The sequence below is a fragment of the Micromonospora pattaloongensis genome, from assembly GCF_900107255.1.
GTDB lineage: Bacteria > Actinomycetota > Actinomycetes > Mycobacteriales > Micromonosporaceae > Micromonospora_I > Micromonospora_I pattaloongensis.
Map to the genome: position 1 here is coordinate 98,564 of NZ_FNPH01000009.1, position 13,259 is coordinate 111,822.

Consider the following 13,259-nt stretch of genomic DNA (forward strand, 5'->3'; position numbering starts at 1 on the left):
GGAAGGGCAGCAGGATGCAAGCTGACGAATTCGAGGCGTTCCGGGACCGGCGGGACGCGGGGCGCGCCCTGGCCCGGCAGGTCGCCGCCCGGCTGGAGGAGTTCCCCGACGCGGGACGGCCGCTGGTGCTCGCCCTGCCCCGCGGCGGCCTGCCGATCGGGCAGGAGATCGCCGCCCGGATCGACGGCGAGCTCGATATCGCCGTAGCCCGCAAGATCGGTCTGCCGGAGCAGCCCGAGTTCGGGATCGGCGCGGTGACCGCGGACGGGCCGCCGCTGTTCAACGAGGCGGTGCTGCGGCAGGTCGGGCTGACCGAGGCCGACCTGGCCACGGCGGTGGAGCGGGAACGCGAGGAGGCGCGGCGGCGGCTGCGCCGCTACCGCGACGGCCGCGCGGCGGCGACGATCTCCGAACGCATGGTCATCGTCGCCGACGACGGACTCGCCACCGGGGTCACGGCGATGGCCGCGCTCCGGGAGGTCCGGGCGAAGGCGCCCCGGCACCTGATGTTCGCCGCGCCGGTCTGCGCCAAGGAGGCGGCGCGGATGCTGTTGCGGGAGGCGGACACGGTGCTCTGCGTGCACGTGCCCGAGCGGTTCTCGGCGGTGGGCGCCTGGTATCACGACTTCGCGCAGCTCAGCGATCACGAGGTGGAGGCGGCGCTGGCGCAGGCGTAACGGACCGCCTCGTGCCCGGCGCGATGACGGCCGGTCACTGCACCCCCTCGTCGTCCGGGGGCACGGTAGCGGAGACCGGCGGGTGCGCCGACGGCCGGATCATCCGGAACGTGACGGAGTAGCGCAGCTCGGTCACCGCGGGGATGCTGTGCTGCCACGTGCTGCGTGCGGCGCCGCCGAGCACGTACGCCGATCGGGGCGCCAGCGGCAGCTCGTAGACGCGCCGCTCCTGGCCCCGGCGGCGCTGGAACCGCATGACGCAGGCGGAGCCGAGCGAGAGCCCGACCACGGTCGGACCGAACGCCGGCGCGTCGCGGTGCCAGCCGATCACCCCGCCCGGCGGGTACCGGGTGACGAGGGTCTGGGCGAGCAGGTCGCACTCGACGCCGGCGAGCTGCGCACACCGCTGCCGCACCCACTCCATGCCCGGCGGCAGCGCGTCGGTCGCGGTGAGCTGGAACGACCCGTAGTCGTAGTCGAAGCCGAAGTGCCGGACCGTGCGCCGGGCGACCTGCCCGTGCATCCGGACGTCGCGCAGCTCCAGCGCGGTCAGCACGGCGAGCAGCTGGCGCTCCTCGTCCTCGTCGATCAGGTCCGGCTGGTACACCAGCCCGGCCGGCCGCTCCTCGACGCCGCGCATCCGTCCCACCAGCCCGAGCGTAGGGGCGGCGCCACCGCGCGGTGCCGGAATCACGACCGTCCGGGCCGCCGCCACGCCCGCCGCCGGCCGCGACCGGGATTCGCCTTTCGGGCAGCCGGCCCGGGCGCCGGAGGTACGTTCGACACAGCCGGACGGGTCGCGTGGCGGCGGATCCACCGGCAAGCACGCGAGGGAGTGGATCATGCCCGAGGTCTCCGTGCCCGCGGCCGTCACGATCGACGACAGCGCCAATCTCACGAACCCGGTGTGGGCGAACGCGGAGCAGTCCCCCGATACCGTGCAGTTCCTCCGTCGGCTCGGCGGGGACGTCGACGGTAGCCGGGGCTGGACGCACGTCACCTGCCGGCGGTTCCGCGACGATGTCGTCGCGGTCGCCCGCGGTCTGATCGCGAACGGCATCGAGCCGGGCACCCGGGTCGGGTTGATGAGCAGTACGCGCTACGAGTGGACGGTGGTCGACTACGCGGTCATGTCGGTGGGCGCGGTGACCGTGCCGATCTACGAGACGGCCAGCCCGGACCAGGCCGCGTGGACGTTGTCGGACTCGGGCGCGACCGCGTGCGTGGTGGAGACGGCCGACCACGCGCGACTGGTCGACGGCGTCCGGGGCGGGCTGCCCGGCCTCACGCAGGTGTGGCAGATCGACCGGGGTGACCTCGACCGGCTGCGCGCCGACGGCGACCGGGTCGATCCGGCCGAGGTCGAGCGGCGACGCGGCGCGATCAGGGGCAACGACCTCGCCACGATCATCTACACGAGCGGCACGACCGGCCGCCCCAAGGGCTGCATGATCACGCACCGGAACCTGCAGTCCGATGTGGCCAACGCGATCGCGGCGCTGCCCGACCTGTTCAACGAGCGCGCCTCCACCCTGCTGTTCCTGCCGCTGGCGCACGTGTTCGCCCGGCTGATCCAGGCCGGTGTCGTGCAGACGCGCGCGACGATGGGCCACAGCGCCGAGATGGACAGAATCACCGACGAGCTGAAGTCGTTCCGGCCCACCTTCGTGCTCGCGGTTCCGCGCGTCTTCGAGAAGATCCGCAGCGGGGCGACGCAGCGGGCCCGCGAGGACGGGCGGGAGGACACGTTCCGACGGGCCGAACAGGTGGCGGTGCAGTACAGCGAGGCGCTGGAGCGCGACGGCGGGCCCGGCGTACGGCTGCGGATGCAGCACCTGCTCTTCGACCGACTGGTCTACCGCAAGCTGCGCGCCGGCCTCGGCAACCGCTGTCGCACCGCGATCGTCGGCGGCGCGCCGCTCAACCCCCAGCTCGGGCACTTCTTCCGGGGCGCCGGCGTCACCATCTACGAGGGTTACGGCCTGACCGAGACGTCGGCGGCGGTCACCGCGAACCAGCCGCGGGGCACCCGGATCGGCACGGTCGGGCCGCCGCTGCCCGGGGTCGCGATCCGGATCGACACCGACGGCGAAATCCTGATCAAGAGTGATTCCGTGTTCCCCGGCTACTGGAACAACCCGGAGGCGACCGCCGAGACGCTCAGCGACGGCTGGCTGCGCAGCGGGGACCTCGGCCAGCTCGATTCCGACGGCTTCCTGAAGGTCACCGGCCGCAAGAAGGAGATCATCGTGACCGCCGGCGGCAAGCACGTCGTGCCGGCGGCGCTGGAGGAACGGATCCGGGAGCACCCCCTGGTCAGCCAGATCGTCGTGCTCGGCGACCAACGGCCGTTCGTCTCCGCCCTGGTCACGATCGACGAGTCCGCCTGGCCGAAGTGGCTCGCCGAACACGGCCATCCGCGCGACAACACGGTTGACGAGCTGCGCGACGACCCCCCGCTGCGCGCCGAGATCCAGTCCGCCATCGACGCGGCCAACCGCACCGTGTCACACCCCGAGCAGATCAAGACGTTCCGGATCCTGCCGACCGACTTCACCGAGTCCGCCAACGAGCTGACGCCCACGCTGAAGGTCAAACGCGACGTCGTGCAGCAGACGCGCGCGCCGGAGGTGGCGGCGATCTACGGCAAGTGAGGACTCAGCAGGCCAGCACCACCTGCAGCTCGTGCCGGCGCCGCGCCGCCATCTCCGCGAGCACCGTCGGCGCCTCGTCGAAGGGGACCACCGCCGAGACCAGGTGCCGCCGCAGCCCGGCGCCGTACGCGGTCAACAACGCCACGGTCTCGGCGGAGAGCCGCTCCCGGTCCCACACCGACGACAGCCCCCGCGGCACCCGGCCGATCTGCGCGCACCGCACCGTGAGGCCGTTGTGGTGGAACTCCTCGCCCAGCCGCACCGCGTCCGCGCCGTCCTGGTAGAAGGCCAGATCGACGACGGTCCCCTGCGGACGCAGCAGGCGCAGCGCCACGTGCAGCGCGGACGCCTGCCCCCGGCACTGGAACACCACGTCCGCCCCCCGGTCGTCGGACGCGTGCCGCCACCGCGTCTTCAGCACCACCGCCGCGTCACCGGCGCCGGGGTCCAGCGTGTCGAGGCCGAGCGCGGCGGCGACGGCCCGCCGCTCGGGCGTGGGATCGACGACCACCACGGAGGCGGCCCCGTGGTGCCGGGCGAAGAGCGCGGTCAACAGCGCGACGACGCCGGCGCCGGTGACGGCGACCCGCCGGCCGCGCACCCCGTCGCCGAGGCTGCGCACGTCCGGTCCGTACAGGTCGGCGGCCGCGTGCAGCAACCCGTTGGCACAGATCGGGCCCATGTGCGCGACGAAGATCCCGAGCAACGGGTCCAGCTCCGACGGCAGCGGCACGATCCGGTCGACCAACGGGTCCGCGCAATAGCCGGTGCGGTGGCCGTACGCCATCGCCACCGTCGCGCCCTCGGCGACCACCGGACTGCGGCTCTCGACGACCTCGGCCACCTCCATGTAACCGAGACGGTCCAGCGGGTAGCGCGTGGCGGGCACGTCGTCGAGGAAGAGGCCGAGCTCGCCGTCGAAGCGCGCCGACAGGTACGGATTGGTGCCCTTGACGTAGCTCAGCTCGGTGCCCGCCGAGATGCCGCTGTAGCGGGTCCGGACCCGCACCTGCCGGTCGCCCGCGGGCAGCGGCTCCTCCCGGCGGACCGCCACCTGCCCCGGCCCCGGCAGCACCACCACCCGGTCAGGCATGGGGCGCCTCCGGCAACCCGATCGGCGACCCGCGCTCCGCCGAGGCCGCGATCGCGCAGGCCAGGCGGTGCGTGCGCAGCGCCTCGGCGTACGGCGCCCGGATGTCCGCGCCGATGCCGCGCACCGCGTCGATGAACGCCCGGTCCACGGCCACCCGCCCCGCCTCCGGGTCGGCGGCCACCGCCTGTTGCCGCCCGCCGTCGCGCACCAGCAGCGTGTCCTCGCCGATCCCGAGCGCCAGCCCGTCGGCGTACACCTCCAGGCCGGCGCGGTGCTTCCAGCCCAGCACGCAGGCGGTGGCGAGCGTGCCGACGGCGCCGCTGGCGAAGCGCAGCGTGGCCGCGGTGGCCGAGTCGATGTCGGCCTGCTCCACGGCGGGGGGCGCACCGTCGCCGATCGCGCACACCTGCGTGACCTCACCGGCGAGCAGCCGGATCAGGTCGAGCACGTGCGCGGCCTGCTCCACGACCGGGCCGCCGGAACGGTCCCGCCGCACCCACCACGCCACCGGGGGCACCTTGTCCAGCCACGCGCCGTTGACCAGCCGCACGGGCCGGCCGTCGAGCAGCTCCCGCGCCCGCGTCACGATCTCCAGGTACCGCCAGTGATGCCCGACCGCGGTGATCAGACCGTCGCGGGCCACCCGGTCGGCGATCCGCTCGGCGGTGACCAGGTCCGCCGCGAGCGGCTTCTCGACGAACATCGGCCGTCCCGCCGCGACCAGGGTCTCCTCGACCGCGCCGTGCGCGAAGGGCGGCACGCACACGTACACGGCGTCCGGTTCGGCGGCGAGCAGCGCGGTGTGATCGGCGAAGACGGGCGCGTCGTACGCGTCGGCGAGTTTGCACGCCGCGGCGGGGAGCACGTCGGTCACGCCGACGATCCGCACGTCGTCGAAACCGGCCAGGACGCGGGCGTGCCGCTGCGCGACGTTGCCCGCCCCGACCAGCGCCACCCGGCATCTTCTCATGCGCGCCGTCCCCGTCCGTCCCGGTCGTCGAGGGGCTCGTCCCCGTGCACACCAGTGCCACGCAGATAGCGGGTCAAACACCGTTCCCGGCGTTTACCGTGGTGGCCAGGTGGGGTGATCAGGGGCGTCCGCGGCGGCGGTTGAACCCCCGCTGGCCGGGCAACCTTCATGAGCTCTGGCCTTATCAGATCGCATCGGGGGGGTACGACTGTGGGGCACTCCGAAACGCCTGTTTCACCCCTCGTCGAGGCCTGGTCCACCTACCGGACCGGCTCGGCCGACGACTGGACGCCCGGACAACTGCTGGCCGCCAAGGGCGAGGGCACGGTCAGCGTCGTGCTGCCGGCGCGGGACGAGGAGGCGACGGTCGGCGCGATCGTCTCGACCATCCGTGAGCACCTGATGGACCGGCTTCCGCTCGTCGACGAGCTGATCGTCGTGGACTCGCGGTCGGCCGACGGCACCGCGCGGGTGGCGGCCGACGCGGGCGCCCGGGTGGTGAGCCAGGACGAGATGACGCGGGGGCTGCCGCGGCTGGAGGGCAAGGGCGACGCGCTCTGGTGCGGCCTGCTCGCCGCCGGCGGTGACGTCGTGGCCTTCCTCGACGCCGACCTGCGCGAGTTCCGTCCGCACTTCGTCACCGGCCTGCTCGGACCGCTGCTCACCGACCCCTCGGTCGCGTTCGTCAAGGGCTTCTATCACCGGCCGTTGAGCTGCGGTTCGGAGGTGGAGTCCGACAGCGGGGGCCGGGTCACCGAACTGGTGGCCCGGCCGCTGCTCAATCTCTTCTGGCCGGAGCTGTCCGGCTTCGTGCAGCCGCTGGCCGGCGAGTACGCCGGTCGCCGCGAGGTGCTCGACACGCTGCCGTTCGTCTCCGGGTACGGCGTCGAGACCGCGATGCTGATCGACCTGCTCGACGCGGTCGGGCTGGACGCGCTCGCCCAGGTCGACCTCGGCGAACGGTGGCACCGGCACCAGAGCACCGAGGCGCTGGGCCGGATGGGCGCGCAGATCCTGTTCACCGCGTGGCGCCGGCTGTACCGCCGGGGCTGGACCACCACGCCGACGCCGCCGTCGACGCTGCTCACCCAGTTCCGTCGGGGGCCGGGCGGCCCGCTCCCGACACTGGACCGGCAGGTGGTGGTCAGCGACGTGTCGGTGGCGGAGCGGCCGCCGGTCGCGGCGCTGCGCGGATGTCTGAGCCGGCCGGTGCCGAAGGCGGCCGCGGTATGGGCCTGACCGTCCTGGTCAACGCCGGGCCGTGGCTGCCGGTGCCGCCGGGCGGGTACGGCGGGATCGAGAACGTGCTGGCGACGCTCGTGCCCGAGCTGCGCCGCCTCGGCGTCCGGGTGGTGCTGGCCTCGGTCGGCACCAGCACGCTGCCGGTCGACGAGCGCCTCGCGCTCTACCCCGACGGGCAGTTCTCCGCGCTGCAGCGCCCGTACAACCAGGTGTGTGGGATCGGCCAGGCGCACATGCAGGCCGTGGTACGGGCGATCCGGCAACGCGACGACATCGACCTGATCCACGACCACGTCGAGGCGATCGGGCTGGCCACCGTCAACGCGCTGGGACCCGACGCGCCGCCCGCGCTGCACACGCTGCACTGGGACCTGGGCAAGCACCCGGACCTGTACGGCACGTTCGACGGCGGGCAGCGGGTCCGGGTCAACGGGGTGTCCGCGGCGCAGTTGGCGCGGGCGCCGGAGGCGCTGCGGGCGCACGCGGTCGGGCACGTGCACCTGGCCACCCCGCTCGCCGTCGACGCCGCCCGGCGTCCGCCCGCCGACAAGGGCGACCACGTCGTGATCCTGGGCCGGATCACGCCGGGCAAGGGGCAGGACCTCGGCGCGCAGCTGGCGCACCGGGTCGGGTTCGATCTGGTGCTGGCCGGTCCGGTCGGGCCGTACCACCGGCCGGCGGAGCTGGCGGCCGCGGCGGACGACCCGGTGGCGCAGCAGAACCCGGACGTGCGGTTCTGGCAGGACGAGGTGGCGCCGTACGTCGACGGGGTGCGGGTGCGCTGGGTCGGCACGGTCGCCGGACGGGCCCGCGACGAGCTGCTCGCCAGCGCGCGGGCCGCGCTGTTCCCGCTGCGTTGGGAGGAGCCGGGCGGCACCGCGGTGGTGGAGGCGCTCGCGCTCGGCACCCCGGTGATCTCGCTCGCCCGCGGGTGCGTGCCCGAGCTCATCGAGCACGGACGCACCGGGCTGTTCACCCCCGACGAGGAGGCGCTGGCGGAGCTCGTCGTGGCGGCGAGCCGGTTGGACCCGGCCGAGTGCTGCCGGGAGGCGGCGCAGCGGTTCACCCCCGCCGTGATGGCGGAACGGTACGTGCGGCTGTACGACGAGGTCCGGGCCGGCGTCGACGCGGTCGGCGCCCCGGCGCCGGAGAGGTTTGTCACGGCCGGCGGCGGGAACCCGGCCGCCGACGTGACGCGCACGGCCGAGTCCGCTGTGGACCGCTTCGGCCAGGCGGTTGGAGGCACATGAGCACTCGGACGTTCGTGGTCACCGGCGCGACCAGCGGGCTGGGGCTCGCGGTCGCGCGGCTGCTGACCGACGGCGCCGATCACCGGGTCGTCGTGCTCGGCGACGCGCGAGAGGAGGTTTCCGCGGTCGCCGCGGAGCTGGAATGCGCCGGGATGGTCTGCGACGTGTCCCGGTACGAGCAGGTCGAGCAGACCTTCAACGAGATCGTCTCGCGGTACGGATCGATCGACGGGCTGGCGCACGCCGCGGGCGTGTGGGCCGGCGGGCCGCTGTACGAGGTGCCACCGGAGCGGATCCGGCGTGCCGTCGAGGTGAACGCCCTGGGTACCGCGTACCTGATCCGGGAAGCGGTGATCCGGATGCGGGCGCAGGACCGCGGCAACGTCGTGTACGTGGGCGCGACGGCGGTCGACATGCCGCGGCCGCAGATCCCGATCTACCGCGCGACCAAGAGCTTCGGGAAGAGCCTGGTGGAGTCCGTGGCGCAGTCGCTGGGCTCCAACCGCGTCAAGCTGATGGAGCTGCACCCCGGCCCGATGCCGACCCGGTTGCAGGAACGCGTCGGCGCGGAGTTCAAGGACACGGTCTTCGCGCTGCCCGAGCAGGTCGCGCGCGAAGTGGTGCGGCTGCTGCTTCTGGACCCCGACGACCTCTACGTCACCGGCCAGAAGGTGCTGCGCGGCGACGGACGGTGGTAAACGCCGGACCGGCCACCGCCGAGCCCCCGCCCTCGGCGTGGGCGCCGCTGCGCATCCCCGCCTACCGCAACCTCGCGGTGGCCATCCTCGCCACCAACATCGGCCTGTGGATGCAGACCGTCGGCGCGCAATGGCTGCTGGTGCGCGATCCGAACGCCTCGGCGCTGGTCGCCATGGTGCAGACCGCGAGCATGCTCCCCATCCTGCTGCTCGCGCTGCCCGCCGGCGCCCTGGCCGACACCTTCGACCGGCGGCGCCTGCTCATCGCCGTCCAGTGCTATCTGGCCGCCGCCGCCGCGCTGCTGACCGCGCTGACCGCGGTGGGCCGGATGACCCCGGCGCTGCTGCTCACCCTGACCTTCGCGCTCGGCGTGGGGCAGGCGCTGACCCTGCCCGCCTGGGCGGCGATCATCCCGGAGCTGGTGCCGCGCCTCCAACTCCAATCCGCGTCCGCGCTCGGCGCGATCAGCGTCAACGTCGCCCGCTCGATCGGTCCGGCGCTCGCCGGCCTGCTGATCGCCAGGACCGGGGTGACGGTGGTCTTCGCGATCGACACCGTCGGGTTCCTGTTGTTCATCGCGGCGCTGCTGCGGTGGCGTCCCGGCCGGCCCGGCTCCGGCGACGTCCCGGAACGCTTCACCTCCGCGCTGCGGGCCGGCGGTCGATATGTCCGGCACTCCCCCGTGGTGCGCCGGCTGTTGCGCCGCGCGATCGTCTTCCTCATTCCCGCCAGTGCCCTCTGGGCGCTGCTGCCGCTGATCGCCAGCCGGCGGCTCGGCCTGAACTCCAGCGGCTACGGCCTGCTGCTCGCCGCGCTCGGTATCGGCGCCATCATCGGCGGGATCCTGCTGCCATGGGTGCGGGCCAAGCTGCCGGCCACCCGGTTCCTGGTCGCCGCCACGCTGCTCTACGGTCTCACGTTGCTCGTCGTCGCGTTGGTCCGCAGCGTGCCGCTGGTGCTGCTCGCGCTGCTGCCCGCCGGGTTGGCCTGGGTGACCGTGCTGTCGAACATCAACGCCGAAATCCAGCTCTTCCTCCCCGGCTGGGTCCGCGCGCGCGGCCTCGCGGTCTACCAGGTCTGCTTCGCCGGCACCCAGGCGCTCTCCGCGATGGCCTGGGGTTTCGTCGCGCAGTGGACCGGCCTGGTGGCCGCGCACCTCGCGGCCGCCGTGCTGATGTTTCTCGGCGCGGCGTCGACACGGCTCTGGCCGGTGCCGGACCTGCGCGGCTTCGAGGGCGAGCCGTCGAACTACTGGCCGGAGCTGCGGCTGACCGTCAAGCCCGACCGACGGGTCGGGCCCGTCATCGTCACCGTCACGTACACCGTGCGCGCCGAGTGCGAGGAGGAATTCGTGGCCGCGATGGATGTGGTACGCGAGTCCCGGCAGCGGACCGGCGCGATGCGCTGGGGGCTGTTCCGTCAGGGCGAGGCGGGTCAGTGCTTCGTGGAGATCTACCAGCTGCCGTCCTGGGACGAACACCTGCGCCAGCACCGCGGCCGGCTGACGCGGGAGGACCAGGAGGCCGAGGAGCGCGCCCGGGCGTTGACCGAGGGCGAACCGGCGACCGCGCACCTGCTCCCCGCCGAGGCGACCTAGCCGGGGCGCAGCCGGAGAGATCCCGCCATTCCGACAGCCATTGATGTACGACATCATCTTCCGTTTTCCGACAACTGGGAGTTTCCGAAGTATTGACGCGGCGACGCTGCGACCCGCGGGAACGTGCGCGACGATTTTCTCCGCTCGCCGATCACGGATCGCGAGCCGAGGACGATCAATGCGTTCCCCATCGTGGAAGGTGATGCCATGCGTCCGAAACCCGTTGTGGCCCTGCTCGTCTCCCTGGTCGTCGCCGGGGGCGCGACGCCGGATCCCGCCACCGCCGCACCGCACGCCGGCGTGGTCGCGCAGATCGCCGCGACCGACGGCGCCGTCGGCGATCGCGTGCGGCCGTACGAGGGCCTGATCGAGCCCGTCACCACCGCGACCCGGCCGCTTCCTCCGCTGCCGACCGAGGCGCTGGCGACCGCGGTGACCGCGCTGTCGGCGCAGCTCGGCTTCACGCAGGACGCCGGGGCGCGGATCCGGGCCGCCGCGCTGCCGCCCACCGTCGCCGGCCGGCTGGCGAATCTGCTCGGCGACATCGCGGCGTGCCGGGCCGTGACGGCGGCGGGATTCGCCACCCTCACGCCCGGGCGACTCGCCGACGCGCTGCGCACCGGCGCGGGACTGGACCCGACGCAGTTCGCCGGGATCCGCGGCTGCGCGCAACGGGTGTGGACCGCGACGGGCGAGCTGGAACTCGCGCTGCGGCAACCGGCGGCGGCGGCCGACGAATGCACGCCGGTGAACGCGGCGCCGGTGGACATCTGGCCCGTGCTGCGCTTCGAGCCGTCCTGCGCGGACCACACGTACCCGAACGACTACCTGCTGGTGGTCGATGCCGGCGGCAACGACACCTACCGCAACAACGCCGGCAGCAACCTGGTCGACGTCAACTTCTCCCCCGCCGGCTCGGCGGTCACCGGCCTGCGCGGGGTCGGCCCGGCGAAGGGCTGCCAGCGTGCCATTCCGGGACTGACCGCAGCGGACTGCCTGCCCGCCGCGGCCGTGCTGCTCGACCTGCAGGGGCGCGACACGTACGGGGTACGGGAGACCCCGGACCACGACGCGGGCTGCACGACGGATCCGGTGGTGCGGCGGATGATGACCGGCGGCGCCGGGTTCCTCGGGGTGGGAATCCTCCGCGACGCCGACAGCAGCCCCGACCGCTACACCGGCAAGACCGGGTCACTGGGGGCGGGCCACATCTTCGGCGTCGGGATGCTGTCGGACGCCGGCGGCGACGACACGTACGACGCGGTCCGCAACAGCCAGGGGTTCGCGCTCGTCGGCGGGTTCGGCCTGCTGCGCGACGAGGCCGGCGACGACACGTACGGCTTCACGATGCCGGCGCCGATCGACCCGGCGGCCCCGAACCAGACCGAGGGCGCCGGCGGGGTGCGCGACGACGAGGGCGAGGGGCTGTGCGATCGGATCCCGCGCTTCACGCAGGGCGCGGCGAACGTGACCCCCGCCAGTGTCGGGCTGCTGATCGACGATGCCGGACGGGACGACTACCACGGCGCGTTCGTCGTCGAGTTCACCGGGCCGTTCCAGATCCCGAGCGTCCGCGCCGGGAGTCTCGGGTTCGGCAACAACCAGTCGCTCGGGGTGTTCGTGGATCGCGGCGGGGACGACGTCTACCGGGCCGACGGCGAGCCGGCGGTGGCCGGTGTGCCGCGACGCGGCAACGGCACGACCGTGGCCCCCGGCAACGACAGCACCGGTTCCGGCGCCGGGGCGGGTCTGTTCATCGACGGCTAGCGTGCGCTCGCCGGGGGGTGGGCGGTGCCGCCCACCCCCCGGCGCCCGGCCGCGCTACGCAACGCGTCGCGATCGTCACAGTCAGCACTGTTGATCTGGCAACGTATACGCCATGACCGCGCAGACCCGCTCGCCGCTGCTCCACTGGACCGCCGTCGTTCCGGTGCTCGCCGCCGTTGCGCTGATCGCCACCTGGGGGCGGGAGCTGCCGCTCACCGTCGTCGCCCTCGTCGCCGTCTTCCTGGCGGGCGCGGTGCTGGCCGCGGTGCACCACGCCGAGGTGGTCGCGCACCGGGTGGGCGAGCCGTTCGGCTCGCTCGTGCTGGCGGTGGCGGTCACGGTGATCGAGGTCGCGCTCATCGTCACGCTCATGATCAGCGGCGGCGGGAAGACCAGCTCCCTGGCCCGCGACACCGTCTTCGCCGCGGTGATGATCACGTGCAACGGGATCCTGGGTCTGTGTCTGCTCTCCGGCGCGCTGCGCCGGCGAGTGGCGATCTTCAACTCGGAGGGAACCGGCGCCGCGCTCGCGACCGTCGCCACGCTGGCGACGCTGAGCCTGGTACTGCCGACCTTCACCACCAGCAAGCTGGGCTCGGAGTTCTCGACGCCGCAGCTCGCGTTCGCCGCGGTGGCGTCGCTCGGCCTCTACGGCCTGTTCGTCGCGGTGCAGACCGTGCGGCACCGCGACTACTTCCTGCCGATCACCACCGGCGGCGTGGTCGTCGACGCGGAGGAGCACGCCGCGCCGCCGTCGACCCGGACCGCTCTGACCAGCCTCGGCCTGCTGCTCGTCGCACTGATCGCCGTGGTCGGCAACGCGAAGGCCGTGTCGCCGACCATCGAGAGCGCCGTCGCGGCGCTCGGCTTTCCGCACGCGGTCGTCGGCATCGTCATCGCGCTGCTGGTCCTGTTGCCCGAGACCCTCGCCGCGGTCCGCGCCGCCCGGCGGGATCGCATCCAGACCAGCCTCAACCTCGCGCTCGGCTCGGCGATGGCGAGCATCGGGCTGACCATCCCGGCCATCGCTATCGCCTCGATCTGGCTGCACGGGCCGCTGGTGCTCGGCCTGGGCCCCACCCAGATGGTGCTGCTCGGCCTCACCTTCATCGTCGGGATCCTGACCGTGGTGCCCGGCCGGGCCACCCCGTTGCAGGGCGGTGTTCACCTCGCGGTCTTCGCCGCGTTCCTGTTCCTCGCGGTCAGCCCCTGAGCGTTCCGTTCGATCGGCCCCCACCGCGCGTCTATCGATGGACTCCGCTGCGTCTATTTACTGTTAATACTCCTTACATTATGGTGAACGCACAGCT

General features: G+C 73.3%; 11 protein-coding genes. 8 read left to right on the top strand and 3 right to left on the bottom strand.

Translation table 11 applies throughout. The annotated features are described in order from the left end of the window. Positions 1 to 14 precede the first annotated feature (14 nt). The gene (locus tag BLW47_RS20000) at positions 15 to 677 is read left to right on the top strand and encodes a phosphoribosyltransferase (protein ID WP_091560168.1); all 663 of its coding nucleotides are present in this window, start codon (positions 15 to 17) and stop codon (positions 675 to 677) included. 34 nt (positions 678 to 711) lie between these two features. On the opposite strand, the gene BLW47_RS20005 is transcribed toward BLW47_RS20000, so the two are convergent. Next, positions 712 to 1,317, bottom strand: a complete 606-nt coding sequence (locus BLW47_RS20005; RefSeq protein WP_091560430.1) for an alpha-ketoglutarate-dependent dioxygenase AlkB — start codon at positions 1,315 to 1,317, stop codon at positions 712 to 714. A gap of 202 nt (positions 1,318 to 1,519) precedes the next feature. Between BLW47_RS20005 and BLW47_RS20010 the strand changes: the two genes are divergently transcribed. Continuing rightward, positions 1,520 to 3,331 carry an AMP-dependent synthetase/ligase gene (locus BLW47_RS20010; protein WP_091560172.1) on the top strand — a complete coding sequence of 604 codons (1,812 nt, stop codon included), beginning with the start codon at positions 1,520 to 1,522 and terminating at the stop codon, positions 3,329 to 3,331. Between the two features lie 4 nt (positions 3,332 to 3,335). On the opposite strand, the gene BLW47_RS20015 is transcribed toward BLW47_RS20010, so the two are convergent. Beyond that, positions 3,336 to 4,424 carry a zinc-dependent alcohol dehydrogenase gene (locus tag BLW47_RS20015; protein ID WP_091560176.1) on the bottom strand — a complete coding sequence of 363 codons (1,089 nt, stop codon included), beginning with the start codon at positions 4,422 to 4,424 and terminating at the stop codon, positions 3,336 to 3,338. Next, positions 4,417 to 5,394: a Gfo/Idh/MocA family protein gene (locus BLW47_RS20020; protein WP_091560180.1), complete on the bottom strand. Its 978-nt coding sequence runs from the start codon at positions 5,392 to 5,394 to the stop codon at positions 4,417 to 4,419. Before BLW47_RS20020 ends, BLW47_RS20015 begins: the two co-directional genes overlap by 8 nt. Before the next feature lie 210 nt (positions 5,395 to 5,604). On the opposite strand from BLW47_RS20020, the gene BLW47_RS20025 reads away from it, so the two are divergent. The 6 genes from BLW47_RS20025 to BLW47_RS20050 all read left to right on the top strand — a co-directional run bounded on the left by BLW47_RS20025 (position 5,605) and on the right by BLW47_RS20050 (position 13,162). Further along, positions 5,605 to 6,633 carry a glucosyl-3-phosphoglycerate synthase gene (locus tag BLW47_RS20025; protein WP_091560184.1) on the top strand — a complete coding sequence of 343 codons (1,029 nt, stop codon included), beginning with the start codon at positions 5,605 to 5,607 and terminating at the stop codon, positions 6,631 to 6,633. Beyond that, the gene (locus tag BLW47_RS20030; RefSeq protein WP_091560188.1) at positions 6,624 to 7,886 is read left to right on the top strand and encodes a glycosyltransferase; all 1,263 of its coding nucleotides are present in this window, start codon (positions 6,624 to 6,626) and stop codon (positions 7,884 to 7,886) included. The genes BLW47_RS20025 and BLW47_RS20030 overlap by 10 nt, the downstream gene beginning before the upstream one ends. After that, positions 7,883 to 8,584 (top strand): SDR family NAD(P)-dependent oxidoreductase, encoded by a 702-nt coding sequence (locus BLW47_RS20035; protein WP_091560192.1) that lies wholly within the window; start codon positions 7,883 to 7,885, stop codon positions 8,582 to 8,584. The genes BLW47_RS20030 and BLW47_RS20035 overlap by 4 nt, the downstream gene beginning before the upstream one ends. Then, the gene (locus BLW47_RS20040) at positions 8,578 to 10,182 is read left to right on the top strand and encodes an MFS transporter (protein WP_091560194.1); all 1,605 of its coding nucleotides are present in this window, start codon (positions 8,578 to 8,580) and stop codon (positions 10,180 to 10,182) included. Before BLW47_RS20035 ends, BLW47_RS20040 begins: the two co-directional genes overlap by 7 nt. Before the next feature lie 207 nt (positions 10,183 to 10,389). After that, positions 10,390 to 11,949 carry a hypothetical protein gene (locus tag BLW47_RS20045; RefSeq protein WP_139307384.1) on the top strand — a complete coding sequence of 520 codons (1,560 nt, stop codon included), beginning with the start codon at positions 10,390 to 10,392 and terminating at the stop codon, positions 11,947 to 11,949. A gap of 112 nt (positions 11,950 to 12,061) precedes the next feature. Further along, on the top strand, positions 12,062 to 13,162 hold the full coding sequence (locus BLW47_RS20050) for a calcium:cation antiporter (protein WP_091560201.1): 1,101 nt from the start codon (positions 12,062 to 12,064) through the stop codon (positions 13,160 to 13,162). The last annotated feature ends 97 nt before the right edge of the window (positions 13,163 to 13,259 follow it).

Bases quoted from the DNA above. Each gene is read 5' to 3' on its own strand.
- BLW47_RS20000 (WP_091560168.1), top strand. From the start codon at position 15: ATGCAAGCTGACGAATTCGAGGCGTTCCGGGACCGGCGGGACGCGGGG.
- BLW47_RS20005 (WP_091560430.1), bottom strand. From the start codon at position 1,317: ATGCGCGGCGTCGAGGAGCGGCCGGCCGGGCTGGTGTACCAGCCGGAC.
- BLW47_RS20010 (WP_091560172.1), top strand. From the start codon at position 1,520: ATGCCCGAGGTCTCCGTGCCCGCGGCCGTCACGATCGACGACAGCGCC.
- BLW47_RS20015 (WP_091560176.1), bottom strand. From the start codon at position 4,424: ATGCCTGACCGGGTGGTGGTGCTGCCGGGGCCGGGGCAGGTGGCGGTC.
- BLW47_RS20020 (WP_091560180.1), bottom strand. From the start codon at position 5,394: ATGAGAAGATGCCGGGTGGCGCTGGTCGGGGCGGGCAACGTCGCGCAG.
- BLW47_RS20030 (WP_091560188.1), top strand. From the start codon at position 6,624: ATGGGCCTGACCGTCCTGGTCAACGCCGGGCCGTGGCTGCCGGTGCCG.
- BLW47_RS20035 (WP_091560192.1), top strand. From the start codon at position 7,883: ATGAGCACTCGGACGTTCGTGGTCACCGGCGCGACCAGCGGGCTGGGG.
- BLW47_RS20045 (WP_139307384.1), top strand. From the start codon at position 10,390: ATGCGTCCGAAACCCGTTGTGGCCCTGCTCGTCTCCCTGGTCGTCGCC.
- BLW47_RS20050 (WP_091560201.1), top strand. From the start codon at position 12,062: ATGACCGCGCAGACCCGCTCGCCGCTGCTCCACTGGACCGCCGTCGTT.